The sequence below is a fragment of the uncultured Deefgea sp. genome (genome assembly GCF_947072475.1).
GTDB lineage: Bacteria > Pseudomonadota > Gammaproteobacteria > Burkholderiales > Chitinibacteraceae > Deefgea.
The window spans coordinates 56,740-82,567 of sequence record NZ_CAMTIA010000002.1 but is presented as its reverse complement, the minus strand read 5'-3'; the positions used below and the strand labels follow the sequence as shown (position 1 = coordinate 82,567).

Here is a 25,828-nt window from a genome sequence, read left to right as displayed (position 1 = left end):
GCCGATAGCATCAGTATAGGAGTTTCATCATGGCCTCATCGGTATTTGGTATTGGCGTCTCGGGCTTAAATGCCGCTAATTTAGGCTTAACCACCACTGGGCATAATATTGCCAACGTCAATACCGATGGCTATTCTCGGCAAACGATTAAGCAAAGCGCGCCTTATCCTTTGCTAACCGGTAATGGTTTTAATGGTTTGGGGGTGCAGGTCGACTCGATTAAGCGCGTGTACGATCAGTTTTTGACGCGTGCCGTCGATATTGCGCAAACCCAATCGAGCTACCAGCAAACCCGCTTAGCGCATTTGGCTGAAATTAATAATATTGTTGCCGATCCCACTGCGGGGGTATCTCCGGCATTACAAGAGTTTTTTGCTTCGGTACAAAATGTCGCGACCAATCCAAGTAATCCGCCGTCGCGCCAAGCCATGCTGTCAAGCGCACAAACGTTAATGAATCGCTTCCAGGTTTTTTCTCAGCGCTTAAATGAGCAGCGTGCCTCGCTCAATGGCGAGATCTCCAATACGGTGGGAACGATTAATGCCTATGCAGCGCAAGTGGCCGATCTAAATGGCAAGATCGTCGTCGCGCAAAGTAGTGGCCAGCCGCCCAATGATTTACTCGATCAACGTGATTTGTTGGTGAAAGATTTAAATACCTTGATTAAAACCACGTCATTGCCATTAAGCGATGGTTCGATTAATTTGTTTGTTGGTAATGGCCAAGGCTTGGTGGTGGGCTCACAAACCTATACTTTAGGCGCGGTGCCCAATCCTGCTAATCCAGAGAGTCTTTCAATTAGTTATGAGCAAAATGGTAATTCAATTTTATTGCCCGATAGCTTAGTGACAGGTGGGCAGTTGGGCGCTTTATTGGATTACCGCAATCAATCGCTTGATTTGGCACAAAATAGCTTAGAGCGCACTGCATTGGGTTTGTTAAGTACGTTTAATCAGCAGCATCAGGCCGGGCAAGATTTAAATGGCAATATGGGCAAAGCATTTTGGGCTTTTCCAACGACCAATTTAGGACCAGGCATTGATGCGCCGAAGTTGGGTTTGATTCGACCCAATACCAATAACACTGTGCCTGCGACTGCGGCATTGTCTGGGTATATTCAAGATATTTCTAAGGTCACGACCAGCAATTATGAGCTCAGTTTTGACGGCACGAATTACGCCTTGGGTAATTTAAGCGATGGTACTAAATACACTTTAAATGCCGCCGAGGCCGCCGCTTTAATCACGCCAGCAGGATTTACCAGCTCTGCAGGTTTGTCTTTGTCGCTGACTGCCACGCCAGCAGCGGGTGATCGCTTTACTATCATGCCTTTGAAAGGATTTATTGACCAAATGAAGGTCAATGTGAGTGATCCGCGTGAAATTGCCGCCGCTGGGCCGGTGGCGGCTGTTGAGCCCAAAGCGCCTGCAGTAGTGAATACTGGGACTTTAAAGGTGTATCAGCCTGACGTGAAGCCCCAGACTGCCGTGACGACCGATACCTCGATAGATGCTAATTTATTTACGCCCGTGACCTTGACGTTTGTACCCGATGCTTCGGTCATTCCATCTGGGATGGCTTATACCGTGACCGGGGCGGTGCCTGCCGTAGCTGGCAATATTCCGTATCAAGCGGGGAATGAGATTAGCTATAACGGGTGGACGATGAAGCTTGACGGTAAGCCGGCGAGTGGTGATAGCGTCACGGTGCAAAAAAATGCGGGCACTGCTAACTCAGACAATCGCAATGCTTTGGCTTTGGGTAAATTGCAAACGACGCGAGTTTTGGATGGCAGTACCGCGACGTACCAAGAGTCTTATGGCCGTATGGTGGCAACGGTAGGCACGCAAACCAGTGAGGCCACCATTATGGGTAAAGCACAAAGTAAGTTATTGATTAGCGCTGAAAACAATCGCAATTCAGTTTCTGCGGTGAATTTGGATGAAGAGGCGGCTAATTTATTACGCTATCAGCAGGCTTATCAGGCTTCAAGTAAGGTCATTCAAATCGCTCAAAAGGCCTTTGAAGAAATCGTTAATTTAGGCCGATAAGATCGCTTCAGAGGAGTTCATATTATGCGCATCGCAACGACGACTATATTTAGCCTTGGCAGTAATGCATTGCAAATGCATCAAAGTACTCAGGCTAAATTACAAGCGCAGCTGTCCGCTAATCGGCGTGTCTTAACCCCGGCGGATGATCCGATTGCGTCAGCACGTATTTTGGATTTGGCGCAAGCCCAGTCAATTAATGGTCAATATGGCACCAATAGCGCGACTGCGGATTCATTTATGCGTTTGAGTGAGTCGACTTTGCAGCAAGTGACGTCAACGATACAAAACGTTCAGGAGCTCGCAGTGCGAGCTGGTAATCCAGCCTTAACCGCCAGTGAAAAGAAAACACTGGATGCTGAGTTGCAAGGTCGATATCAAGAGCTGCTGGGCTTGGCCAATACCACGGATGGTCAGGGAAATTATCTATTTTCTGGCTTTAAGGGCGACGTTAAACCTTTTACTGAAGCTGCTTTTGGTCAAGTCACTTACCAAGGTGATGATGGCAAGCGTTTGGTGCAAATTTCGGATGGTCGACAATTGCCGATTTCTGAAGCCGGTAGCGATATTTTTCAGAAAATTAAAAATGGTAATGGTACCTTTGTCACCGCGTATAACGCGGCCAATACTGGCTCAGGAATTGTGGGCCCCGGTGAGGTGACAGACCCGAATAAATGGGCGTTGGCCCCCGCGCCGCGTGATTTTAGTATTCGGTTTCAAGTCTTACCTGACCCCGCCAATATAACAAAAAATATAACCACGTATGATTTGGTGAATACCACCACCGGCGTCTCTTTGATTGATGGTGCTGCCATGCCACGTGCTGCGGGTACGGCGTTCCCGCGAGCTTATGCTGAAGGTGCGGATATTGAGTTTAAACAATTAGCTACGGATCCAGTTGCCATCCCTGTCGTGCCGGCTTGGGACTATGGTGTTAAAACCAATGTCAAAGGTGTTCCTGCAGCGACGGCCACCACAAACGATAGTTTTAGCGTTAAAACCAGCACCAATGTGGATTTGTTTGCTACCTTGGGCGCCTTATCAAGTGCTTTAAATACCTATCAATCCGGTCCAACAGGGCAGGCTGCATTTCAAAATCAATTGAATACCGCCTTATCGAATTTATCGAACTCACTGGGTAGTGTGGTGACGAGTCAGGCCTATCTTGGTGCTCGGATGAATGAAACCGATTCAGTAAAAGACACTACTGAAGATATGAAATTGCAATACACTAAGACGCTCTCTGCGCTCGAAGGGCTTGATTATGCTGCTGCCATTAGTGATTTTGCCGAAAATCAAATGGTGCTTGATGCCACGCGTAAAAGTTTTGCTCAGGTGCAAGACTTAAGTTTGTTCAAATACATTTAATGGTTTCTTTTTTGTGAATTGTTGAACGGCTCGCAGTGCGGGCCGTTTTAGTTTGGATCTTATGAGTAAAGTAAAAACAACCTTTGTATGCCGAGTTTGTGGCGGTACGTCCCCAAAGTGGCAAGGGCAATGCCCGCAATGTGGCGACTGGAATACGCTGGAAGAAAGTGTGGTTGAAAATAAAGCGGCAACAGGGCGCTTTCAATCATTAGCTGCCGATGGCGCGATTAAAAACCTGTCGGAAGTGAATGCCGAAGAAGTGCCGCGAATTCCAACGCAAATGGAAGAGCTCGATCGTGTTTTGGGTGGTGGTTTGGTGCCCGGTGGCGTGGTGTTGATTGGTGGCGATCCAGGGATTGGCAAATCAACGCTGTTATTGCAGGCTTTGGCCAAGCTTTCTGAAACTCAGGCGGTTTTGTACGTGAGTGGTGAAGAATCGGCGCAGCAAATTGCTTTAAGGGCGCGTCGTTTGGGGGTGCCAACGGCTAAGGTGCGGCTTTATCCTGAAATCAGTTTGGAAAAAATATTATTGGCACTGACTGCCGAAGTACCTAAAGTCGTGGTGATTGATTCGATTCAAACCATGTTTACTGAAGCCTTAACCAGTGCCCCGGGTAGCGTGGCGCAAGTTAGAGAATGTTCATCGCAGCTGACTCGCTTTGCCAAGCGACATGGCACTTCAGTGCTCCTCGTTGGTCATGTGACCAAAGACGGTGCCATTGCTGGTCCACGCGTGCTTGAGCATATCGTGGATGCGGTGTTGTATTTTGAAGGCGATACGCATTCGAGCTTTCGTTTGATTCGGGCGATTAAAAATCGATTTGGTGCGGTGAATGAGTTGGGCGTTTTTGCGATGACCGATAAAGGTTTGCGCGAAGTCTCTAACCCATCAGCGATGTTTTTAAGTCAGCACGCCGAACCTGTCGCTGGATCGTGTGTCATGGTGACGCAAGAAGGCACTCGGCCGATGTTGGTGGAGGTGCAGGCTTTGGTGGATGATGCCCATTCACCACAGGTAAAGCGTTTGGCAGTAGGCGTTGAGCAGAATCGATTGGCTTTATTGCTGGCGGTATTGCATCGCCACGCAGGCATTGTCGCCTTTGATCAGGATGTATTTATTAATGCGGTGGGCGGAGTACGGATTTCTGAGCCCGCAGCCGATTTAGCGATGTTGCTCGCCATTGTATCGTCATTGAAAAATCGGCCTTTGCCTGCAAAAATGGTCGTTTTTGGTGAAGTTGGCTTGGCAGGTGAAGTGCGTCCCGTACAGCGTGGTCAAGAGCGCCTGAAAGAGGCTGCTAAATTGGGATTTACGCAGGCGATTGTGCCTAAAGCCAATCGACCTCGGCAGCCGATTGATGGGATGACGGTGATTGCTGTTGAGCGCTTAGATGAAGCGGTTGCTGCTGCTTTTTGATAAAAATGCTTGAAATTATGACTTTCGACCGCATTAACTAAAGAATCAATTGCTGTTATTTGTTACTATTTTACTTAGCTTAAATGCTTTTATGAAATTGGAGAATCCTAATGAGTGAACATATCCTACACGTTACTGATGCAAGTTTTGATGTTGAAGTGCTGCAAGCTCAAGAGCCAGTGCTGGTTGATTACTGGGCTGAATGGTGTGGCCCTTGCAAAATGATTGCGCCAATTTTGGATGATATTGCGCTTGAATATGCGGGGAAGTTGAAAGTAGCGAAATTAAATATCGATGAAAATCAAGCGACACCGCCTAAGTTTGGCATTCGCGGTATTCCAACGCTGATGCTGTTTGTTGGTGGGGAAGTTAAAGCCACCAAGGTTGGTGCGTTGTCTAAATCGCAGTTGACTGCATTTATTGATAGTAATATTTGACACTACAGCTAAATACATATACGCTTCAAAAAAGTAGCAGTGATGTGTTAAATCTGATCACATCACTGTTTACCCCTTCTAGAACTTCCGTAATACCTCCCCTTTTATATTATTTTAAGCGTAATTATTTATGCATTTGTCTGACCTAAAACATCTGCACGTCACTGAATTAGTCGAAATGGCGATTAGTTTTGAAATTGACGGTGCCAATCGCATGCGTAAGCAAGATTTAATTTTTGCTTTACTTAAAAATCGTGCAAAAAAAGGGGAGAGTATCTTCGGCGAAGGTACGCTCGAGGTGCTGCCTGATGGATTTGGCTTCTTGCGTAGTCCAGATACATCTTATTTGGCTGGGCCGGATGATATTTATGTCAGTCCAAGCCAAATTCGTCGCTTTAATCTGCATACGGGTGATTCGATTGAAGGCGAAATTCGAATTCCTAAAGATGGCGAACGTTACTTTGCTTTGGTGAAAGTCGATCGTGTTAATAGCGATGCGCCTGAAGCTTCTAAGCACAAAATTTTGTTTGAAAATCTGACGCCTTTATTTCCGACTGAATGTTTGAAGTTAGAGCGTGATATTAAAGCTGAAGAAAATATCACCGGTCGAGTGATCGATTTGATGGCCCCGATCGGTAAAGGGCAGCGCGCTTTATTGGTGGCCCCGCCTAAAACCGGTAAAACGGTCATGCTGCAGCATATTGCACATGCAATTACTGCAAATCACCCTGAAGTGGTGATGATTGTACTACTGATTGACGAGCGTCCTGAAGAAGTGACCGAAATGCTGCGCTCAGTGAAAGGCGAAGTGGTTTCGTCGACGTTTGATGAGCCAGCGACACGCCATGTGCAAGTTGCTGAGATGGTGATTGAAAAAGCGAAACGTTTGGTAGAGCACAAAAAAGACGTCGTTATTTTGCTCGATTCAATTACCCGGTTAGCGCGTGCTTATAATACGGTGGTACCGTCATCGGGCAAGGTGTTAACCGGCGGGGTTGATGCGAATGCTTTGCAGCGACCAAAACGATTCTTTGGTGCGGCTCGAAATATTGAAGAAGGTGGTAGTTTGACCATCATCGCGACGGCTTTGGTTGATACCGGTAGTCGTATGGACGATGTGATCTACGAAGAATTTAAAGGGACGGGTAATAACGAGATTCAACTTGATCGCCGAATGGCAGAGAAGCGAATTTTCCCATCGATTAACATCAATAAATCGAGCACGCGTCGTGAAGAGCTGCTGATTAAGCCTGAGCAACTGCAGCGTATTTGGGTATTACGTAAATTACTCTATCCGATGGATGATTTGGAAGCGATGGAATTTCTGATGGATAAACTCAAGTCAACAAAAACGAATTTAGATTTTTTTGACTCGATGCGTCGTTAATTCTTGCAGATTAGGGATTGTTTTGCGATAATCCCATGCTTTGCAGCGTCGGCAAAACCCCGGCGCCCGATAACCTAAGGAAAAAATCATGAAAGCTGGTATCCACCCTAATTACGAAGAAATCAACGTGACTTGCTCTTGCGGCAATGCATTTAAGACTGAGTCTACTTTATGCAAAGACTTGCACGTTGAGGTTTGCGCTGAATGCCATCCATTCTACACTGGCAAGCAAAAAATCGTTGATACGGCAGGCCGTATCGAGAAATTCAATTCTAAATTTGCGCGTTTTACACGTTAATTTAGATTTAGAAATAAAAAAAGGCAGCTTTTTAGCTGCCTTTTTTTATTGGTTTATGCCAAAATTATTTCGAAAAATTGATTGAATATGACATGCTGACCTATCAAGCGAACCTAAAATCTCCCTCTGCTGCGGCACAAAACCAAGACAAGCCTTGGCTTTTGTTATTGCTTTGCCTGTTCTGGCTTATTCCTGGTCTGGTTGGGCATGATCCATGGAAGCCGGATGAAAATACCAGTATGGCGATTGTTGCCTATTTTATGCGCAATGCCAATTGGACGATTGCGTCGATTGCCGAAGTGCCGCAGTTTAGTCAGGCGCCACTTTATTATTGGGTGGCCACACTATTGGCCAATGCCCTATCTTGGTTTGGCGTTGCCGCTCACGATGCGGCTCGATTGAGTACTGGCTTATGGATGGGGTTGGGCATGTGGGGAACGGGCTTAGCCGCTCGTGACTTATTTGGTCGACGTTTTGGTCGTATGGCCGTCATTATTTTATTGGGTTGCTTGGGCTTACCTTTGTGGGGGCATCATGTGTCACCTGCGGTTGTGGTATTGGCTGCATTTGCATGGCTGGCCTATGCCTTGACCTTGGCGATGAAGCGCCCTTTGCGTGCTGGCGTGATCTTGGCACTGGTGTTTTTAGTCTTGTTGACTGGCGCTAGCTGGGCGGATGCCCTATTGGCAGTGTTGATTTCATCGCTACTCTTGCTCTTTAAGCAATGGCGTAAAATCAGTTATGTCGTGACACTCATTACGGCCTTGATTATTGCACTGCCTTTTGCGGCTTTGTGGGGCTATTCGCTACAAAACCTTTCTGGTGAATTATTTCAAACGTGGTGGCGCTATTATGCATGGGGTGTCTTTGGCGGTGCTCGTTCATTTGCGCTCGGGCATGAGTTTGGCTTCTTGCCTGCCGTTTTAGTGTGGTTTGCTTGGCCTGCATTACCACTTGCGGCATGGTCTATTTATTTGTTTCGATATGAGCTGCTGCAGCCGCGTTGGCAATTACTATTAACCATGTTGATTGCTCAACTTGGCTTTATTGTTTTGTCGGGAAAGGCGAGCGAGCCATTGATTTTGCCGTTATTGGTGACGCTGGCATTGATTGCAAGTGCCGGTGTTGATGAGTTAAGGCGAGGTGCTGCCGCAGCTCTAAATTGGTTTAGCTCGCTGACGCTGGGTCTTGCCGCTTTGCTGGTGTGGGTTGCGTGGGTGGCATTGGTCACCGGGTTTCCTGCAGGGGTGGGGGCGTATTTGCAAAAATACAGCTCGACGCCAATGCCTGCTATGGGACTGGGTTTGCTATTTGCGATTGTGGTGACTTTGCTGTGGGGCCGAATGTTATTTCGTAAGCGACCGATTGGTCGTCGGGCCTTAGTGAGTTGGACTTGTGGTCTAACGTTAGTGATTGGTTTGATGGTGGGGTTGTTTCAGACTTGGATTGATGCTGGTAAGTCGTATCGCCCAGTTGCGGATGGTTTGGTTAAAGCTATGAAGCCTTATCCACAGGCTTGCATTGATGTTTCTCAGCTATCAAAAGATCCGATTTCTGCGATGGTCTATTTTACTGATCTGCAGTTTGATGCGAGAGCAGGTAATCATTGCTCATTTACTTTGCAGCAAAATGACGCCAAGCAGAATGTTAAAGATTTGCTTTGGACGGGGAATCGTTTGGGAGAACATCGCGAAGTCTTTTCGCTCTACTCGCGCTGATTTGTCTTTGGGTGCTGCGCAATAAACAATGCCGAGTTAAATAGAACTCGGCATTGTTTATGGGTTTGACATATAGGTTTGATAAAAATCGAGCAATCTAGATTTTATCTTGCTTGGCATTTTGCTCGGCAATTTCAGTATTAATATGGCGTTGCACATAAATATATAGGTATATGGCCATTGCAATAATAAAGCCGATCGTAAATAAGCTCAGCAGGCCAATGGTCGAGGTTAGAATGTTGGCAATCGGTGTGTTGTCCATAGTGTTCTCCACGTGATGAACACCATCTAAACGTATTGTTATGTCATTGATGTTGATCAGGGTCAAACGTGGCTTGTTTGGGTTAGATTTTCACGACAAGCCACGATTTATGCCACACCTTTATTGAGGTTTTAGTCGCGGAAATTTTGATATTGCAAAGGAAAGTCGCTGATTGATTGACGCATTAAGGCAATCACGCTTTGCAATACATCGCGATCTTTGCCGGTAATGCGGACTTCATCACCTTGAATTGCCGCTTGCACTTTCAGTTTTGAATCCTTAATAATACGAGTAATTTTTTTGGCTAATTCTTGATCGATACCATCTTTAATGGTGAGTGTTTGTTTGACTTTATTACCAGATACTTTTTGCACATCGCCTTGTTCTAGGCGTTTACTGCTATCGGGTTCTTTTTTTTCTAGGGCAGGGAAAACAATATCTTTAATTTGATCGAGTTGAAAATCAGAGTCACCATGTAAAGTGATCAGTTTATCTTTCTCATTCAGTTCAACTTTGGCACTGGTGCCTTTAAAGTCGTAACGATTAATAATGGTCTTTGCCGCCACGTCAATCGCATTTTTTAGCGCGACCATATCGGTGGCAGAGGTAATGTCGAAAGAAGGCATAATGAGGCTCGCAGGATGATGAATAAATAAAATAGGTTTGAAGTTCAAGTGAATCAAGTGTTGATTCACTTGATGCATGCTATGAATTAGGCGAAATGACAAACGTAATGCAGTGTTTCGATGGTTTCGATATCAAAGCTTGAATTGGCGGGAACGCTAAATGATTGACCGGCAGAGTATGTTGTTGCAGTGCTTTCGTTGGCTTGCTTCACTGAACATACCCCAGCGACAACTTCCATGATTTCAGCCGCGCCGGTATTAAAAGTAAGGGTAGAGGGCTGAATAACACCGATGGTTTTTTTGCTGCCATCGGCAAACAAAACAGTATGGCTGACGCATTTGCCATCAAAATAGACATTGCCTTGTTTTAAAACAGAAACTTGATCAAATTGGCTCATAGTGACTTCCTAAGTGAAAAATTTATTTGAGTAATACTTTAGATAGAATTTCTTTAGCAATAAAACCGAGCATGCCAAAACCAAGCACAAAGAACAATACAATGGTGCCGTATTTACCGGCTTTTGATTCTTTGGCCAAATTGTAAATGATAAAACCCATATAGATGATTAAAGCACTGCATAAAATGGTCACCGACAGCGTGGTGAACAGTTCTTCATCCATGGCTAATAAGGCATCTAGCATTTGTGATCTCGGTTAAAGGAATACAAACGGCTCAGAATATTCCGAGCCGTTAAGTCGATAAGTAATTTTGTTGCTGTGTTGTACTACTTTTTGCGTCTACGCCGTGCTTTGTTTAAAGAAAGCACGGTGTAGGCGACGAGCTTATTTTTGATTTAAACGGCCCGCAATTCGCATCCGCAAGGCATTTAGTTTAATAAAGCCGCCGGCATCGACTTGATTATAAGCGCCGCCATCATCATCAAAAGTCGCGATATTCATATCAAATAGCGAATTAGTTTTTGAGTCGCGACTCACCACAATCACATTGCCTTTATAGAGCTTGATGCGAACCCAGCCGTTGACGGTGGTTTGTGTGGCATCGATCAGTGTTTGCAATACTTTACGCTCTGGGGCCCACCAGAAGCCGTTGTAAATCATGCTGGCATAACGCGGCATTAAGTCGTCTTTCAAGTGCGCCACTTCACGGTCGAGCGTGATCGATTCAATCGCGCGATGCGCTTTCAAAATGATGGTGCCACCGGGTGTTTCGTAGCAACCGCGTGATTTCATACCGACGTAGCGGTTTTCAACCAAGTCCAAACGGCCAATGCCATGCTTGCCGCCGAGTTCATTGAGTTTGGTTAGTACGGTTGCTGGTGACATACGCACGCCATTGAGTGCCACGATGTCGCCTTTTTCAAACTCTACATCGAGGTATTCAGCAGCATCTGGCGCAGCTTCTGGACTGACACTCCAGCGCCACATGGTTTCTTCTGCTTCAGCCGATGGGTTTTCGAGGTGACGGCCCTCAAAGCTGATGTGTAATAGGTTGGCATCCATTGAGTAGGGCGCGCCGCCGTTTTGGTGCTTCATATCCACTGGGATATGGTGTTTTTCTGCGTAGGCCAGCAGTTTTTCGCGTGACAACAAATCCCATTCACGCCAAGGCGCAATCACTTTAACGTCGGGTTTCAAGCCGTAGTAACCCAATTCGAAACGAACTTGATCATTGCCTTTGCCGGTTGCGCCATGCGATACCGCATCGGCGTTGGTTTGATTGGCGATTTCAATTTGGCGTTTGGCGATCAATGGACGGGCAATTGAAGTGCCAAGTAGGTATTCGCCTTCGTACACGGTGTTGGCACGGAACATTGGGAAAACAAAGTCACGCACGAATTCTTCGCGTAAGTCATCGATAAAAATATTTTCTGGCTTAATCCCAAATTGCAGTGCTTTTTGGCGGGCAGGTTCTAGCTCTTCACCTTGGCCAAGATCGGCAGTAAAGGTGACGACTTCACATTGATAAGTGTCTTGCAGCCATTTCAAAATCACAGAAGTATCAAGGCCGCCGGAATAAGCGAGAACTACTTTATTAATATCGGACATACATATTGCCTTAGTCTTTAGTTCAAGAAAGATAATTGCTCAATCAGTTCAGTGCCAAGCGCAGCCCAAAGCTGACAAACAAAGTGCCTACTAATTTATTCAATACGGTTTTCAGCCAGATTTTAGCTGAAAGTCGGCGTGCTAGGCTGCTGCCAACCAAGATTAAAGTGGTCAAATAGCTGATGCTGACCAATTGCACGATGAGCCCGAGCGCGGCAAAAGTATGCCAAACGTGTGGGTAGTTGGGGTTCACGAACTGCGGAAAAAACGCCATAAAAAATAAAATCGCTTTGACATTCACCAATGAAATACCGAGCGCTGAGCGAAAGGCTTTTTTTGCCGAGTGCTGAGGGCGACTAGCCTCAGGGGTATCTGTCTGAGACTTAAAAAATAAAGCGCGTATACCGATATACGTCAGATAAGCAGCGCCTAAATAACGCACGATATCAAAGGCAATCGGGTTGGCCTTCATTAAAGAAGCAACCCCTAAACTGGCCGCCAGCATTAAAATTAAATCACCCACCACAATGCCCGCTGCAGCCGCAAAGCCCGCCTTACGACCACGGGTGCTGGCCATGGTCAGTGCAAACAGTGAGTTGGGGCCAGGCACTAAAATAATCAGTACCGTCCCCAATACATACGCCCAAAGATCCGTGATGCCTAGCATTTAGTCGTCCACACGACCCAGTAGCAAGAATTCAATCACCGCTTTTTGGGTATGCATGCGATTTTCTGCCTCTTGCCAAACCACCGATTGCGGTCCATCAATCACTTCGGGGTCGACTTCTTCGCCACGATGCGCTGGTAAGCAATGCATAAATAGCGCGTTGGGCTTGGCTTGCTGCATTAAGCTTTCGGAAACTTTGTAATTAATAAAATCTTTTTTACGCTGTAGTGTTTCGCGCTCATAACCCATCGACGTACATACGTCGGTGGTCACAATGTCAGCACCAATCGCAGCTAAGTAAGGATCATTAAAGGTTTCGAAATTGATCGTGCTATAGCTTTCACCGTCAAGGACGGTCATTTCATAGCCGCGTGGGCAGGCTAAATTGAGCTTGAAGTTAAAGATTTTTGCCGCTTGTAGCCAAGTGCGGCTGATATTATTACTGTCACCAATCCAACAAACCGTTTTGCCTTCAATTGGGCCATGATGTTCGATATAAGTGAAGATATCGGCCATGATTTGGCAAGGATGGTATTCATTGGTTAAGCCATTAATGACCGGCACCAGTGAGTTTTCGGCAAAGCGATCAATAATGCTTTGCTCGAACGTTCTAACCATGACGATATCCACCATTCGGCTCATGACTTTGGCGACGTCTTCGATGGGTTCACCACGGCCGAGTTGCGTGTCTTTTGATTGTAAAAACATCGCATGACCACCCAGCTGATACATGCCGGCTTCAAAAGAGACTCGGGTACGAGTGGATGATTTTTCGAAAATCATCCCCAATACCTTGCCCGGTAAAGGTTGGTAGAGTGCGCCTGATTTGAGACGGGCTTTTAGTTTTGCCGTGCGTTCAAATAAGTATTGATATTCTTCTAAAGTAAAATCGCTAAACTTAAGGTAGTGGCGCATCAGATTTTGTCCTGGTCGATTCGCTTAAAGCGGGTGACCAAATGGCTGAAAAAACGAACATTATTCAATGTTTTGCCCTATATAGGCAAGTCATTTACTGGATCTGTTGGCTGTGTACTTATTCAGAAGGGGGCTACATTTTCATGCGCTGGACTCTAAGTGGAGTGTTATACTGATGTCAGTTCTCGAATTAAATAAAGCACCCGCCCCATGATCTGCAATCCCTACGAAATCATTATTCAAGGCATTACCAGCAACGGGCGTGAATTTCGCCCCAGTGATTGGGCTGAGCGTCTCTCAGGCATCCTCTCCACTTTTGGTGTTGATCAAAAGCTGTCTTACGCCCCGTTTGTTCGACCTATGGTGCATAACAATGTGCGCTGTGTGGCGGTTGATAAGCAATTAGAAAAAATCGATCCACGGGTCTTTGAATTTATTATGACGTTTGCCCGCGATAATGATTTGCGGGTGGTCGACTGTCGTTCCTTAATTCAAGATAGTGATCTCTGACGCAAGACATTCAATCGACGTAAACCGGTTGTTGCGATGCAGCATTTGTTCTATGCTGCAGATGTAGCCCGTATGGGTATCTGACAGCGTGTAGGGGTATGTTATGAGATTGAAAGATAAAGTGGCGATCATCACGGGCTCTGCGAGCGGTATCGGCGAAGCTACGGCGATTAAATTTGCCGCTGAAGGCGCAAAAGTGGTCGTGTGTGATGTCAATCAAGCTGGCGTTGCCGCGGTGGTTGCCGCGTTAACTGCGAGCGGCGCTGATGCGGTTGGTTTTGTGGTCGATGTCACCAAAACTGATACGATTGCTGCGATGGTTGCTGCCGTGAAGGACAAGTATCAGCGGATTGACGTCTTGGTGAATAATGCGGGCATCGTTATGGATGCGCAGTTATTTAAGATGACTGAAGATCAGTTTGATCGGGTGATTGATATTAATTTAAAGGGTGTCTACAACTGCACGAAAGCGGTCGTTGATACCATGATTGAGCAACAATCTGGCGTGATTCTCAATGCATCGTCAGTGGTGGGGATTTACGGTAATTTTGGCCAAACCAATTATGCCGCTTCTAAATTTGGCGTCATTGGCTTTGTAAAAACATGGGCTAAAGAGCTCGGTAAAAAAGGCATTCGTGCCAATGCCATTTGCCCTGGTTTTGTGGCAACGCCGATTTTGAATGCGATGCCAGAAAAAGTCATTCAAGCGATGGAAGAAAAAGTCCCTATGCGCCGTTTGGCGCAGCCTGCTGAAATTGCTAACGTCTACGCATTTTTAGCGTCGGATGAGGCCAGTTATATTAATGGCGCAGTGATTGAAGTGACCGGTGGCTTGACCTTGTAAGTCTTTATGTGACCCAATAAAAAACCCGCGATGTATTGCGGGTTTTTTATTGGGTATATATCTGTAAGCTATTTTGGGTATGGGCTTTGAAGCAATACCCTTAATGAGCGCTTACTACTAATTTAGAGCGTTGCCTTCCCAAACGATTTTCCAGCCTGCGGCATCTTGCTGCCAATACACGCGTTTTTTCATTCGATTGTTTAAGTTGTTACTGCGGTAGTCTTGATTAAAGCTTGCGACCATTTGACTGGCTTGAGGGCCTGCGGCAAAAATAGAGACATCCTCGAGCTGAATTTTGCTCCAGGTTTTTCCGGTATTGACTGCGGTTTTTTGTTCGCGCCACATGGCGAGATTTTGTCCTTCTCCACTGCGAAAGTCAGTCGAATAGAAGTTCAAATATTGTGGGGTGTCGAGTGCTTGCCAGCTGTTTTTCCATTGCGCAAGTAGGGCTAGTCCGGCATTGTGTTGTTGCTGCCATTGCGTCGCACTCACCCATTGGATAGCTGGCACTGAGATCACCGGCGTATTGCCCGGTTGTAGGTATTGGGCCACATCGAGCATTTCTTCGTTAGTCAGCACGACGCAGCCATTGGAGGCTTGTGGTGCTCGAGCATACGTGGCTGCTGGGCTGCCATGCAGCCAGATGCCGTGTCCGGTGCGGCTTTGACTGCGATCGAGCTCGTTTGGGTAAGAAATCGGCCAAGCACCAACACCATATAAGTCAGCCAGTGAACCATAGGTTTTATCCAGCTGTTCGCGAGGAAGGTGGCTGGTAACGAAGTAAACGCCAAGTGGCGAGCGTTGGTCGCCCTCAACTTTTTTATCAACGCCCAATAAGCCCACGGTGACGTAATGATCTTTGATGCGTTTGGGGCGTCCATTGTCATTGGCAAAAACATACAGCCGAGAGGTAGCGGCATCGATCAGAATGGCAAATTTTTGCTGCGGCGCAAAAGCGACAATATTGGCCGGTAAGCGATCAGCATCCATTTTGTCATTGCGGTGGGCGATTCGCACCAAGGCTTCTTTGCGTAAATCGTCCAGCACATTGCTCGGTGCGCTAGCGACGCCGCCGCCGATGGTCGATAGCGGCATCACGCGCATGGCGTAAAGGTCGGCACGTAATAATTGGGCCAGACGATAATTGGGTTGCTCGGCAATCAGCGCGTCGACCGTAGCGCGGGCATCGGCCATATTGCCACTGCGAATGGCATCGAGTGCGGCGATGATTCGTTCTTCGTGACTACCGGTATGCGCCACGCCTTTTGCTTCGCTGCTCAGCTCGAACGGCGCATCACTAAATTCAAAAAAGCGCGGCGTGGCGGCAGGCGCTAAGCAAAGTAATGCCGCCAAGCACAATAGACGCTTGGTCCAAGGAGATAAACGTAACATGCTGATTTTTATCCGCCAATCCGTTCGTCAAGAATCAACCAACGGTTGCCACTTTTTTGCATGAGGAGTGTTTTGGTGGTGTTGCTAGACAAGCGATCTGATTTATACGATTGACGTAGTGTGACTTTGGCATTGTTTTCGTCAAGCATACTGACTTTGACGCGACTGACTTTGACCTCAATCGATTTGGGGCCGGCAATTTTGCTTTGACGGTCTTTCTCCCACGCCGCACGTCCACCTGGGGCTTTGAATGCTTTGGCGTAGCTATTGACGTAAGCGCCAACGTTTTGCTTGCTCCATGCATTGGCCCAGTCTTCTACGCTGGCAATGACTTGCTGTTGCTGTTCTTTGTCTGCGTTAGGCGTACTGGTTGCCTTGGGTGTTGTCGTTGGTGTGCTCTTTGGCGTTGCAGTTGGGGTGCTCTTTGGCGCTACTGTTGGGCTGATGCTGGCCAGTGCCGTGGCTGTTGCTTTTGGCGTAGCGGTTTTAGTCGGCACAATCGCAGGTAGCGTTGGTTGTGGCGTAATAATGCCAATATTGGTCGGCGCGCTCACTTGGGGTTTGTTGGCCGCAGGCAGCACTTTTGCTGCTAATGGTATGGTTGTCGTTTGTGCCGCAGCGACTCGCGTTGCCGGGGCTTGATTTGGATTAAATAGGGTGCCAACTAATTTGAGTTTGGTTTGTAGCTGCGAATTGCTGTTCTCGATTTGCAATGCTTTGTCATATGCTTGCGAGGCGAGGCGGGCATACAAATCACCCATGTTTTCATGAGCGATGGCGTAACTTGGATTGGTTTGAATCGCCATTTGCAATGCAGTGCGGGCTTTGTCAAATTGCTTGGTATTGGCGTATAGCACTGCGAGATTATTGTAAGGCTCAGGCAGGTGTGGATAGTCTTCAGACAGTTTATTAAACGCCTTGATGGCTTCTTCGTTGCGACCCATTTCGGTTAATGCAATGGCACGTAAAAATCGAACTTGCGCGTCTTTCGGGGTTTTGGCGAGAAACTTATCCGCACGCTCTACCGCTTGCGCAAATTGTCGTGCACGTAAGAGTTGCTGCAGATCTTCCGCTTCACCGGCATAGGCCATGCAGGTCATCACAGAAAAAACAGCGGCGAAAGTAATACGAGCTACAGACATTTTGATTCCAGGCGGTGAGGACCAACGATAAATTTGGCGCAATTCTACCAAATATTTAGTGATTTGGCCTTGCTGAACTGAGCGACAACGACGTTACAGGTGTTATTTCACAATGCTGCGAAATTTGAGCGGTCACTGTCATTGTGTATGGACGTTTTAAAGCGGCGAGCTGTCGCTTGCTCAGGTGTTTTCCTTCTCTGTGATGCAGCAAGATACTGATGTCGTGTGTGATTGTCATTATTGTGTTTTTCACAATGGGTATTGCTCTAGATGTAATATTTAATATTGGCTAGCTGGCAATACCTCATTCACTCCGCTTGGCTTTACGCCAATCCCATGGTGGCATTGCTTGTGGGTCTTGCCATAAACCGAGTCGTGCGGATTTTGCTGCTTGCTGGGCGTTGGCGTAGTCAGCAAAGTCGGCTGCGGATTGAGCTTTTTTGGCGTAGGTCGTGTAGTGCCAAGCAAAGCCTGAGTTCACTTGTGCCAAATTAATATCTTGTTGATTTTTACTAATTCTGGCGACACCTCGTCCGTAGCGATCAACATCATCAATGTGTGCGCTGATATTTTGCTTAAATACCAAGTCAGATAAATTCGTTTTGGCGGCTTGACCAAAAGGCATCGCCTTTTCGGGCGCATCGATATAGGCCAAACGTAATTTATATTGCTGCTGATTGGCATCCAGTAGCGTGATGGTGTCGCCGTCGGCCACCGCAACCACTTGGCCTTCGATGGTGCTGCCTTTTGCCAGCTGGCCAGGCGTAACACTGCGTTCATTCCACCAACTGAAGGCGGCAATGCTCAGAATGACGATGGCTGAAATGCGTGCGGGCCATGAGCGAGCAGTCAATAAATGGATTAAGGCGCGTTGATTTTTTTGTTTCATGTGGCGGTTTTTTTGGTGATTCCGGTCTTGAGCGCTTGCCATAAAATAGCCGGCCAATCGCCTCGGCTGAGGGTGGGTCGGGCATTAAATACATCGTATTGTGCGGTGTGTATTTTACTTAAAACCCGATCTGCGGCCAGGACGATGGTGCGAATTTCTAAGCCGACTCGACCCGGTAATTGCACGCCCAGCGGTGAGCCGGCGCGCAGCATACGTCGAGTCCGATCGCATTGAAAGTGCATTAATTGTTTGAAGGCGGGTGTGGCAATGCCATTGGCTAAATCTTGCTCAGTCACGGCAAAGCGAAGTAAGTCGTCTTGCGGTAAATAAACTCGATCTTTTTGCCAATCAATGGCCACGTCTTGCCAAAAATTGACCAGCTGCAGTGCCGAACAAATTCCGTCAGACAAAGCCAATTGGCGTGCATCAGTTTGATCAAAAATATGCAGCAAGATACGCCCGACTGGATTGGCTGAGCGGCGGCAGTAATCGATGACTTCACCAAAATTTTGGTAGCGATTTTTAACCACATCTTGGCGAAAAGCACAAAACAAGTCTTCAAACAGTTGTAATGGAATTCGGTAGCGCTGTGCGACTGGGGCGAGCGCTTGAAATCGTGCCGTCAGCGCCGTCTCGCCGCGTTCAATTCGCTGTAGTTCTGCACTGCATTCATCAAGCGCAGCGAGGCGCTCGCTGGCACTGGCATGGCCTTCATCGGCCAGATCATCCGCATAACGGGCCACGTGATACACCACCGCCACCGCCGGGCGATATTGCTTTGGTAGCAAAAAAGAACCCACTGGGAAATTCTCATAATGCTCAACGGTGTGTTGCGAGGTGATGCCCTTCATACGGTTTCCTTGTTGCTGGCTGACAAAATATGGAATTATTGAGATGGCCTGCTATAGTTGCCACACGTATCGCATGATACGCAATGTTGGTATTTTTTAAACTTGATTGGGATTAGATGATGCTGAAAAAACTTATTCTTGCGGTATTGGCTAGTTTTGCTTTGATGAGCATGGCTTTGGCAGCGGTTGATTTAAATACGGCAAACCAAGCGCAATTGGAAGCATTAACAGGAATTGGCCCGAGTAAAGCCAAGGACATTATTGATTTTCGTACTAAAAATGGGCCTTTTAAAGCAGCAGAAGACGTGATGAAAGTGCCTGGTATTAAAGAAGGCACTTACACTAAAATCAAAGGTGAGATTTCAGTTGGTGGCAAAATGGCCGCGCCTGCTGCACCCGCTAAAATGGATAAAACCATGAAAGCCAGTATGCCAATGAAAGCCAGTGCGCCAGTTAAAAAATAAATTCACGATAAATAAAAAACCGGATCATTGATCCGGTTTTTTTTTGCCTTTCAATGCTTAATCGACTTTGGCTTTTTTAACCAATTCGTTGACATAGTTTTGCACTTGTTGTGCTTGCATTTGCTGCATCAACTCGCCTTTGGCTTCTTCAAAGCTTGGGCCCTTGGCTTCACGCACATCATCCAGCTTGATGATGTGGTAACCAAATTGGGTTTTAACAGGTTTGTCAGTCATTTTGCCTTTTGGCAAAGCCGCTAATGCCGTACCAAATTCTTTAACGAAATTGTTTGGGTTAGCCCAGCCTAAATCGCCGCCATTGGTTGCGCTGCCTTTGTCGATTGATTTGGCTTTAGCCAATTCATCGAATTTTTTGCCTTTTTTCAAGTCAGCAACAATGGCATTGGCTTCGGCTTCAGTGGGTACCAAGATATGGCGTGCTTTGAATTCTTTGCTAGCAAAATTGACTTTAATTTTGTCGTATTCTTTGCGTAATTCAGAGTCTGTGATTGGGTTGGCTTTCACGAATGCATTAATATCAGCGCCGATCAAAATCCGCTGTTTCATCATATCCATTTGCGTTTGAACTTCTGGGTTTTTTGCCAGATCTTTTTTCAATGCATTTTGATAGATTACTTCATTTTTAATGAGTTCATCTTTCACTTGCGCACGCAATTCTGGCGTGTCTTTTTGGCCACGCGCGGTTAATTCTTTAATGAATAGCTCCGCTTTGCTGTTTGGAATAGCAACGCCATTCACTGTGGCTAAAGTGCCGGCAGGCGCGGCAAAAACGCTAGTGCTTAGAGTGGCTGCGGCAATTGCCAAAACCAAACGGTTTACTTTAAACATGTGCAGTGTTTCCTCTATGAGTCGGCTAATTCTATTTTAAAATTCATCCGGCGTTAACGCTCGAATACTGAGTGCATGTATTTGTGTTGGAATTAAGTCAGCTAAATACTGGTACACCATACGGTGCCTCTGTAGCGATTTCTTACCCGCAAATACAGGTGAAACGATGGTCACTTCAAAATGACCGCCGCCATTGGCGGCTCCGGCATGTCCTGCATGCGCTGAACTATCGTCGAAAATATCAAGGTTTTCGGGCTCTAGCACAGCTAAACGCAGGCGGATTTCTTCGGTAATGCTTATCATACCAGACTCTTAGGGTAGTACATGTCGGAAGGGTTTCACTGACACGTCGGTAAAAATTCCATTCGTTACATATGGATCAGCTGACGCCCATGTTTTGGCATCTGTCAGGCATTCAAACTCAGCCACAATTAAGCTGCCACTAAAGCCTGCGGGTCCCGGATCCACACTGTCAATGGCGGGGAATGGACCTGCGAGGACTAAACGACCTTCAGCTTTAAGTAATTCCATGCGTGCTAAATGCGCTGGCCGAACGGCAAGTCGATCGGCGAGTGAGTCCGCTTTGTCGGTTCCGATGATGGCGTATAAAGGCATTTAAACAATCCTTGCGGTGGCTTAATTAATCTTTTTCTTCGGGCTGAATATGTTTGGACAAATAAACACTTTGTGCCACGACAAAAACCAGCGTGAGTACCAAGGTGCCAAACACTTTAAATTTAACCCAAATGGCTTCGTCAAAGCTATGAAATACGAAGATATTAAGTGCGCCCATCGCGAGAAAAAACAAGGCCCAAGCGTACATTAATCGCGTCCAAATCGGACGCGGTAAATTCATTTGTGCGCCCATCAGTTTTTCAATTAAATTGTTTTGCTTCAGATGCCAAGCGCCAACGAGTACCAGAGTAAATAACCAATATAAAACGGTTGGCTTCCACATAATAAATTGTTTGTTGTGAAAGACGATGGTGAGGCCGCCCATGACGGTAATCAATACCAAGCTCATCCACAGCATTTTGTCGACATGTCGATGACGAATCCAGCTGTAGGCTACTTGTGCAAAAGTGGCGGCAATGGTGACACCCGTGGCGAGAAAAATATCGTTGGTGTAGCTATAAGCGCCGAAAAACAACAGGATAGGAAATAGATCAAAAAGAAATTTCATGCTGTGCGCCCAAAATGGATTTGCGCGATTATGCAGGGGAGTGGGCAGGGATTCAAGGTGAAAAAAACGCCATTCAACCGTTTTTGGTGAATGGCGCTAAAATACCACTGGAGATACACGAAGCATCAGCTTGCGAAACCCATTATGTTTTTTTTCGTAAAGGCGTGCGTTGATGTCGATCAAAGTCTGGCGGACTTTGATTGTTAATTTGGCAAAAGCGTATGGGTGAGGTGGCGAGCCCGACCCCCGGCACTAGCATCAAAAGCTGTGGCTGCTTCCTTCCGGACCTGACCAAGTTCACCTTCTAGCTATGCGGGGAGGCCCGCCGTCGAGTATTTTGGCATGCAAAATAACGATAGGGCGCAACTATACCATATGTGTTGCAGTTTGCCATGCCTGACGCAATGAATCATGGTCTGTTTTTTTTGCTAGTGCTGTGTAAAGCCAAGTTGTAGCGGCCTCTATGGTTAAACGACCTGCAGCTAATGCGTTGATTTCTTGTAAGAAACTACCTGCGGCGTAATGCCCTTGGCGCACTTGACCTTGAATACACTGGCTGCAATTTATAATTAGGCTGTTTGCTTGAACCGCATTTTTTAGGGCGCTTTTTAATAAAAAATGATTGGGTATATTGCCACTGCCATAGGTTTCTATGGCGATAGCAGCAAATACCTGCGTATTTATGCTGGAAGCTAACCAAGTCTCACAGCCTGGGTAAAGCTTAATGCTGAGAATGTTTAAGCTTGGATCGACTGGGCAAAACTGATATTTACCGGGCTTAATGCTTGGCCACTCCCCTTGCCAATTGGGGGCGGCAAATGCGGCATCGGCATCGGCGTCGAGTTTTTTTACGGCGTAGGCCGGAAGTAAGAATTCGTCAAATGCCACCATCACCGCGTGGCGTTGACTTTGTACTGCCTCAAGTGCCCGTTGAAAATTAGTCGGTGCATCGCTCCCCATTTCAAGCCACGGGCGCTGTGAACCGGTGATGACCACGGGTTTGTCGATTTGACTCAGTTGCCAGTGCAATGCTGCCGCGGTCCAGGCTAAAGTATCCGTGCCATGCAAAATAATGAATCCATCAAATTGATGGTAGGCCGCGTTAATATCTTGGGCGATTCTTAGCCAATCCGCCGGTTGCATGCTCGATGAGTCGAGCGCCTCAGCGTATTCGCGTAAAGTCAGTGTAATGCCTAGGTTGTTCTCTTGCGTAAGTAAGTCGGCAATCACTGGGCGTAAAATACCTGCTTTAGGTGCTAAACCTAAAGGCGTCGGCACGCAGCCTATGGTGCCGCCGGTATAGAGGCAAAGAATGCGTTGAGGTGCTTTGTGTTGCGCGGGCATGCTAGAATCCTTTCTTTTTTCCGTACAGGAGACGCATCATGGTTATCGTCGATAATCGTAAGGCGTTTCACGACTTCTTTATTGAAGAAAAGCTAGAAGCGGGCATTATGCTCGAAGGATGGGAAGTGAAATCCATTCGAGCTGGCCGCGTGCAAATCAAAGAAGCTTATGTGATCCATAAAAATGGCGATTTTTATTTGTTTGGTTGCCATATTTCACCGCTACTGAATGCGTCATCGCATGTTGTTCCGGATGTAGTCCGTACGCGCAAATTATTACTCAAGCAACGCGAAATCGATAAGCTGGCGATGAAAGTGGATCGCTCAGGTTATACCGTGGTGCCGATCAATATGCACCTTAAAAATGGCTTTATCAAAGTGGAGATCGGTTTAGCAAAAGGTAAAAAACAACACGATAAACGCCAAGCAGAAAAAGATCGTGAATGGGTACGAGAAAAAGCCAGGATTGTCCGTGATGCGACCAAACAAGGCTGATTGACTTTGAGAAACTAAAAAGCCGAATGTACATATTCGGCTTTTTAGCTTTTTGCGTACTTAAGTTTTACTGGTTGCCGCCGATTTTGCTTTCTTTTCCCTTCATTAGGCCAATGATGTTTTGTTTGTGTCGCTGGATTAATAAAACAGCAATCACCGTGACGGCAGCCAGATAAACCGTTTGATTGGGTAATAGTAAAGCCGTGAGTAAAGGTGTTGCAGCAGCAGCAATCAATGCTGACAACGATGAGATTTTCAAGACTTTAGCCACAAAGACCCAAATTGCGAGTGTGGCCAACCCGAGCCAGAGGTTGAGCGCCAATAAAATACCCGCCGCAGTGGCAACGCCTTTGCCACCTTTAAACTTAAAGAAAATCGGCCACATATGACCTACCGTCACCGCAATCATCACTGCGGCGATGGCGAGGGTGTAACTGGGCGAGCCGGCATCTCCAAGTCCGATGAGCGGCGCAATTGATTGTGCGGCAAAAACAGCGACCCAACCTTTAAGCGCATCACCGAGCAGAGTGAGCGCAGCCGCTTTTTTATTGCCGGAACGTAAAACATTGGTAGCGCCTGGATTGTTTGAACCATAGGTGCGTGGATCAGCCAAGCCCATGGTTTTAGATACAATCACGGCAAAAGACAACGATCCGAGTAAATAGGCGGCGATAATCAGCAATGACATTGGCAGCGACATCTAAATTTCCACTACAATTGAGGGGTTTTGATTCTAAGCTAAACCGGCTTCATCCTCAAACCGGTTACGTACACCGACGGTAAACAGATTACATGGATATTATTTATTTGCAGCAAGTGCGTGCCAGCACCGTTTTGGGTTGGTACGACTGGGAGCGCACACAGTCACAAGTGGTCGAACTCGATTTAGAAATCGGCCTGCCTTCGGCACGAGCTTGTGTTTCTGATCATTTAAACGACACGATTGATTACGATAAAGTGGTCACGCAGATTCGGCAAGATTTAACCGAAAAACATTTTCTTTTGCTTGAAGCTTTAGCCGAGCATATTGCTAATATTGTACTGAATGATTTTGGTGCCCCGTGGATTAAAGTTTCGGTGACCAAATTAGGTATTTTGCAAGAAGTCGCTCGCGTTGGCGTCACGATTGAGCGTGGGCAGCGTGCTTAAGTGGTCAGTTGAAAGTAACTAGCATTGAAGATAACACTTTGATTTTTTGGCAATAGACTTTGTTTTTTCAGTAAATATTTTTAAATAGATTGAACTTATTGCACTTTGCCCCAACTAACTAAACAAAGTTACTAATTAACTAAGGATTTTAAAATGGCGCGTTTTGCGAACACTTTAATGGTCGTCATGATGAGTACGGCTTTGTTTACTGCCAATATGGCAGAAGCAAAACGGGTTGGCGGTGGCCGCTCTGGTGGTATGCAGCGTCAAGCCGCGCCAGCGCCACAGCGCAATAATATGCAACAGCAACAAGCACCAAGACAGCAGCAGGCCGCACCCGCCCAACAAAAATCAGGCGGCATGGGCATGATGGGCGGCGTATTAGGTGGTTTGGCTGCGGGCTCATTATTGGGTTATATGTTTGGTAACAGCGGTAACGCCTCGGGTTCTGCCCAAGGTGATGGCGGTATTCCGTGGGGCACATTGTTGCTGCTTGGAGCATTAACTGCTGGTGGTGTGATGTGGATGCGTCGTCGTCAACAGGCTCAAGCGCAAGCGGTACGTCCGAACGCGATGAATTATGCCGGCATGTCTCCAATGCCAGCGGCACCGACTGCACCTGTTGAGCAAGATCGTATGTTCCGTATTGGCGAAGGCGCGGCAGCACCAACGTCGGCATGGGGTGGGGCTGCACCATTAAGCGCAGCACCAATCACACGTTTGCCCGATGGTACTGAAGTGGCGGCATTTTTACGCCAAGCGCGTGCTAGTTTTATGCATATGCAATCGCTAAATTCACCGTCGCAAGCAGAAGAAATGCGCCGTTATATGACGCCAGAGCTATTTGCCGATTTAAAAAATGAAATTGGCAGCAATTCAGATGTCGCTGAATTCCCTGAATTGAATTTGCAGGTGCTTGAAGCGGTCAATGAAGGAGGCCGTATGGTCGCCAGCGTTGAGTTCTCTGGTACTGTGAGTGAAAGTTTGCATGCGGCACCTGTGGCATTCCGTGAAATCTGGCACTTTGTTCGCCCGATCGATGGTGATCCACGTTGGTTATTAGCTGGGATTCAGCAAGCCTAAGTATCCTATTTATCGTAAAATGCTCAATTAAGTAGGCCAGCCCGTTATGTCTTTGCGACGTGATGGGCTTTTTCACATACAATTTGGCTTGACTGAAAATTACAGGTCCTTGCTTATGAAGTCAGTAAAAACCCTAGTATTGATTTTTCCGATGATTTTGATGCTCAGCGGCTGTGATCAAATGCTAGAAATGCTCAATAAACAAAAAGCCAATGGCAAAGCGATTGGTGCATCATGTCGGCATAGTGGTCGTTCTTTAGAGGATTGTTTTCGGCGTAATAGTAAAGTGGCTAAAGCAGACATTTTTGCTGGCTGGAAAGAAATGAATGAATATATGCAGTCAAAAAAAATAAATGAAGTTGCACCACCACCAGATGTAAAAACAGGTTCATTGTCGCCCATCGCCGACCTTGATTCACCAACAACGGCTTCACAAGCCGCTGAAGCATCAGCAACTGAAAAAGCTGCAAAACATTAATGGATG

31 protein-coding genes and 1 other RNA gene are annotated in these 25,828 nt (G+C 46.7%); 14 read left to right on the top strand and 18 right to left on the bottom strand.

Annotated elements, in window-relative coordinates; translation table 11 throughout:
- Positions 1-29: 29 nt before the first annotated feature.
- The 7 genes from flgK to Q0V82_RS01595 all read left to right on the top strand — a co-directional run bounded on the left by flgK (position 30) and on the right by Q0V82_RS01595 (position 8,676).
- Complete coding sequence (gene flgK / locus Q0V82_RS01625) at positions 30-2,051, top strand: flagellar hook-associated protein FlgK (RefSeq protein ID WP_297572122.1); 2,022 nt, start codon at positions 30-32, stop codon at positions 2,049-2,051.
- A gap of 24 nt (positions 2,052-2,075) precedes the next feature.
- On the top strand, positions 2,076-3,419 hold the full coding sequence (flgL, locus tag Q0V82_RS01620) for a flagellar hook-associated protein FlgL (RefSeq protein ID WP_297572121.1): 1,344 nt from the start codon (positions 2,076-2,078) through the stop codon (positions 3,417-3,419).
- A 61-nt stretch (positions 3,420-3,480) separates the two neighbouring features.
- Positions 3,481-4,836, top strand: coding sequence for a DNA repair protein RadA (gene radA, locus Q0V82_RS01615; RefSeq protein ID WP_297572120.1), 1,356 nt, complete (start codon positions 3,481-3,483; stop codon positions 4,834-4,836).
- Positions 4,837-4,946: 110 nt separating this feature from the next.
- Positions 4,947-5,273 (top strand): thioredoxin TrxA, encoded by a 327-nt coding sequence (gene trxA, locus Q0V82_RS01610; RefSeq protein ID WP_297572119.1) that lies wholly within the window; start codon positions 4,947-4,949, stop codon positions 5,271-5,273.
- 130 nt (positions 5,274-5,403) lie between these two features.
- Positions 5,404-6,660 carry a transcription termination factor Rho gene (gene rho / locus Q0V82_RS01605; protein WP_297572118.1) on the top strand — a complete coding sequence of 419 codons (1,257 nt, stop codon included), beginning with the start codon at positions 5,404-5,406 and terminating at the stop codon, positions 6,658-6,660.
- A gap of 88 nt (positions 6,661-6,748) precedes the next feature.
- Positions 6,749-6,958: a 50S ribosomal protein L31 gene (gene rpmE, locus Q0V82_RS01600; RefSeq protein WP_173533498.1), complete on the top strand. Its 210-nt coding sequence runs from the start codon at positions 6,749-6,751 to the stop codon at positions 6,956-6,958.
- 92 nt (positions 6,959-7,050) lie between these two features.
- On the top strand, positions 7,051-8,676 hold the full coding sequence (locus tag Q0V82_RS01595) for a glycosyltransferase family 39 protein (protein ID WP_297572116.1): 1,626 nt from the start codon (positions 7,051-7,053) through the stop codon (positions 8,674-8,676).
- A gap of 97 nt (positions 8,677-8,773) precedes the next feature.
- On the opposite strand, the gene Q0V82_RS01590 is transcribed toward Q0V82_RS01595, so the two are convergent.
- The 7 genes from Q0V82_RS01590 to argF form a co-directional block, all read right to left on the bottom strand.
- Positions 8,774-8,938 carry a DUF3149 domain-containing protein gene (locus Q0V82_RS01590; protein ID WP_297572115.1) on the bottom strand — a complete coding sequence of 55 codons (165 nt, stop codon included), beginning with the start codon at positions 8,936-8,938 and terminating at the stop codon, positions 8,774-8,776.
- 131 nt (positions 8,939-9,069) lie between these two features.
- Complete coding sequence (locus tag Q0V82_RS01585) at positions 9,070-9,564, bottom strand: YajQ family cyclic di-GMP-binding protein (protein ID WP_297572114.1); 495 nt, start codon at positions 9,562-9,564, stop codon at positions 9,070-9,072.
- Between the two features lie 86 nt (positions 9,565-9,650).
- Positions 9,651-9,962 (bottom strand): pyrimidine/purine nucleoside phosphorylase, encoded by a 312-nt coding sequence (locus tag Q0V82_RS01580; protein WP_297572113.1) that lies wholly within the window; start codon positions 9,960-9,962, stop codon positions 9,651-9,653.
- A gap of 22 nt (positions 9,963-9,984) precedes the next feature.
- Positions 9,985-10,185, bottom strand: a complete 201-nt coding sequence (locus tag Q0V82_RS01575) for a DUF2788 domain-containing protein (protein ID WP_297572165.1) — start codon at positions 10,183-10,185, stop codon at positions 9,985-9,987.
- Positions 10,186-10,347: 162 nt separating this feature from the next.
- Positions 10,348-11,571 carry an argininosuccinate synthase gene (locus Q0V82_RS01570; RefSeq protein ID WP_297572112.1) on the bottom strand — a complete coding sequence of 408 codons (1,224 nt, stop codon included), beginning with the start codon at positions 11,569-11,571 and terminating at the stop codon, positions 10,348-10,350.
- 43 nt (positions 11,572-11,614) lie between these two features.
- Positions 11,615-12,238 carry a leucine efflux protein LeuE gene (gene leuE / locus Q0V82_RS01565; RefSeq protein WP_297572111.1) on the bottom strand — a complete coding sequence of 208 codons (624 nt, stop codon included), beginning with the start codon at positions 12,236-12,238 and terminating at the stop codon, positions 11,615-11,617.
- Positions 12,239-13,153 (bottom strand): ornithine carbamoyltransferase, encoded by a 915-nt coding sequence (argF, locus tag Q0V82_RS01560; protein ID WP_297572110.1) that lies wholly within the window; start codon positions 13,151-13,153, stop codon positions 12,239-12,241.
- Positions 13,154-13,363: 210 nt separating this feature from the next.
- Here argF and Q0V82_RS01555 point away from each other — a divergent pair, with 210 nt between their 5' ends.
- Positions 13,364-13,663: a DUF3579 domain-containing protein gene (locus Q0V82_RS01555; RefSeq protein WP_374758513.1), complete on the top strand. Its 300-nt coding sequence runs from the start codon at positions 13,364-13,366 to the stop codon at positions 13,661-13,663.
- A 103-nt stretch (positions 13,664-13,766) separates the two neighbouring features.
- Positions 13,767-14,507 (top strand): 3-oxoacyl-ACP reductase FabG, encoded by a 741-nt coding sequence (fabG, locus tag Q0V82_RS01550; protein ID WP_297572109.1) that lies wholly within the window; start codon positions 13,767-13,769, stop codon positions 14,505-14,507.
- Between the two features lie 117 nt (positions 14,508-14,624).
- On the opposite strand, the gene Q0V82_RS01545 is transcribed toward fabG, so the two are convergent.
- The 4 genes from Q0V82_RS01545 to hpnC all read right to left on the bottom strand — a co-directional run bounded on the left by Q0V82_RS01545 (position 14,625) and on the right by hpnC (position 18,781).
- On the bottom strand, positions 14,625-15,899 hold the full coding sequence (locus tag Q0V82_RS01545) for a murein L,D-transpeptidase family protein (RefSeq protein WP_297572108.1): 1,275 nt from the start codon (positions 15,897-15,899) through the stop codon (positions 14,625-14,627).
- Positions 15,900-15,907: 8 nt separating this feature from the next.
- Entirely contained in the window at positions 15,908-17,041 is a 1,134-nt protein-coding gene (locus Q0V82_RS01540) for a tetratricopeptide repeat protein (protein ID WP_297572107.1), read from the bottom strand.
- Positions 17,042-17,345: 304 nt separating this feature from the next.
- On the bottom strand, positions 17,346-17,930 hold the full coding sequence (locus Q0V82_RS01535; protein ID WP_297572105.1) for a thermonuclease family protein: 585 nt from the start codon (positions 17,928-17,930) through the stop codon (positions 17,346-17,348).
- On the bottom strand, positions 17,927-18,781 hold the full coding sequence (gene hpnC, locus Q0V82_RS01530; protein ID WP_297572104.1) for a squalene synthase HpnC: 855 nt from the start codon (positions 18,779-18,781) through the stop codon (positions 17,927-17,929). Before hpnC ends, Q0V82_RS01535 begins: the two co-directional genes overlap by 4 nt.
- A 119-nt stretch (positions 18,782-18,900) precedes the next feature.
- Here hpnC and Q0V82_RS01525 point away from each other — a divergent pair, with 119 nt between their 5' ends.
- Entirely contained in the window at positions 18,901-19,245 is a 345-nt protein-coding gene (locus tag Q0V82_RS01525; RefSeq protein WP_297572102.1) for a helix-hairpin-helix domain-containing protein, read from the top strand.
- Between the two features lie 57 nt (positions 19,246-19,302).
- Here the strand turns inward: Q0V82_RS01525 and Q0V82_RS01520 are convergent, their stop codons facing one another.
- From Q0V82_RS01520 to Q0V82_RS01495, 6 genes are all read right to left on the bottom strand, one after another.
- On the bottom strand, positions 19,303-20,091 hold the full coding sequence (locus Q0V82_RS01520; protein ID WP_297572100.1) for a peptidylprolyl isomerase: 789 nt from the start codon (positions 20,089-20,091) through the stop codon (positions 19,303-19,305).
- Between the two features lie 36 nt (positions 20,092-20,127).
- Positions 20,128-20,394 (bottom strand): BolA family transcriptional regulator, encoded by a 267-nt coding sequence (locus Q0V82_RS01515; RefSeq protein WP_297572099.1) that lies wholly within the window; start codon positions 20,392-20,394, stop codon positions 20,128-20,130.
- A 9-nt stretch (positions 20,395-20,403) separates the two neighbouring features.
- Positions 20,404-20,706 (bottom strand): YciI family protein, encoded by a 303-nt coding sequence (locus Q0V82_RS01510; protein WP_226763571.1) that lies wholly within the window; start codon positions 20,704-20,706, stop codon positions 20,404-20,406.
- Between the two features lie 25 nt (positions 20,707-20,731).
- On the bottom strand, positions 20,732-21,274 hold the full coding sequence (locus Q0V82_RS01505; RefSeq protein WP_297572098.1) for a septation protein A: 543 nt from the start codon (positions 21,272-21,274) through the stop codon (positions 20,732-20,734).
- A 229-nt stretch (positions 21,275-21,503) separates the two neighbouring features.
- Positions 21,504-21,601: signal recognition particle sRNA small type (gene ffs, locus Q0V82_RS01500), an RNA gene on the bottom strand.
- Between the two features lie 39 nt (positions 21,602-21,640).
- Positions 21,641-22,618: an asparaginase gene (locus Q0V82_RS01495; protein WP_297572097.1), complete on the bottom strand. Its 978-nt coding sequence runs from the start codon at positions 22,616-22,618 to the stop codon at positions 21,641-21,643.
- Positions 22,619-22,656: 38 nt separating this feature from the next.
- Here Q0V82_RS01495 and smpB point away from each other — a divergent pair, with 38 nt between their 5' ends.
- Complete coding sequence (gene smpB, locus Q0V82_RS01490; protein ID WP_221022451.1) at positions 22,657-23,112, top strand: SsrA-binding protein SmpB; 456 nt, start codon at positions 22,657-22,659, stop codon at positions 23,110-23,112.
- 67 nt (positions 23,113-23,179) lie between these two features.
- Here smpB and plsY read toward each other — a convergent pair whose 3' ends face one another.
- The gene (plsY, locus tag Q0V82_RS01485; RefSeq protein WP_297572096.1) at positions 23,180-23,812 is read right to left on the bottom strand and encodes a glycerol-3-phosphate 1-O-acyltransferase PlsY; all 633 of its coding nucleotides are present in this window, start codon (positions 23,810-23,812) and stop codon (positions 23,180-23,182) included.
- Positions 23,813-23,904: 92 nt separating this feature from the next.
- Here plsY and Q0V82_RS01480 point away from each other — a divergent pair, with 92 nt between their 5' ends.
- The 3 genes from Q0V82_RS01480 (at position 23,905) to Q0V82_RS01470 (ending at position 25,822) form a co-directional block, all read left to right on the top strand.
- On the top strand, positions 23,905-24,261 hold the full coding sequence (locus tag Q0V82_RS01480) for a dihydroneopterin aldolase (RefSeq protein WP_182076633.1): 357 nt from the start codon (positions 23,905-23,907) through the stop codon (positions 24,259-24,261).
- Positions 24,262-24,414: 153 nt separating this feature from the next.
- Positions 24,415-25,344, top strand: a complete 930-nt coding sequence (locus Q0V82_RS01475) for a Tim44 domain-containing protein (protein WP_297572095.1) — start codon at positions 24,415-24,417, stop codon at positions 25,342-25,344.
- 46 nt (positions 25,345-25,390) lie between these two features.
- Entirely contained in the window at positions 25,391-25,822 is a 432-nt protein-coding gene (locus Q0V82_RS01470) for a hypothetical protein (protein WP_297572094.1), read from the top strand.
- Positions 25,823-25,828: the final 6 nt, after the last annotated feature.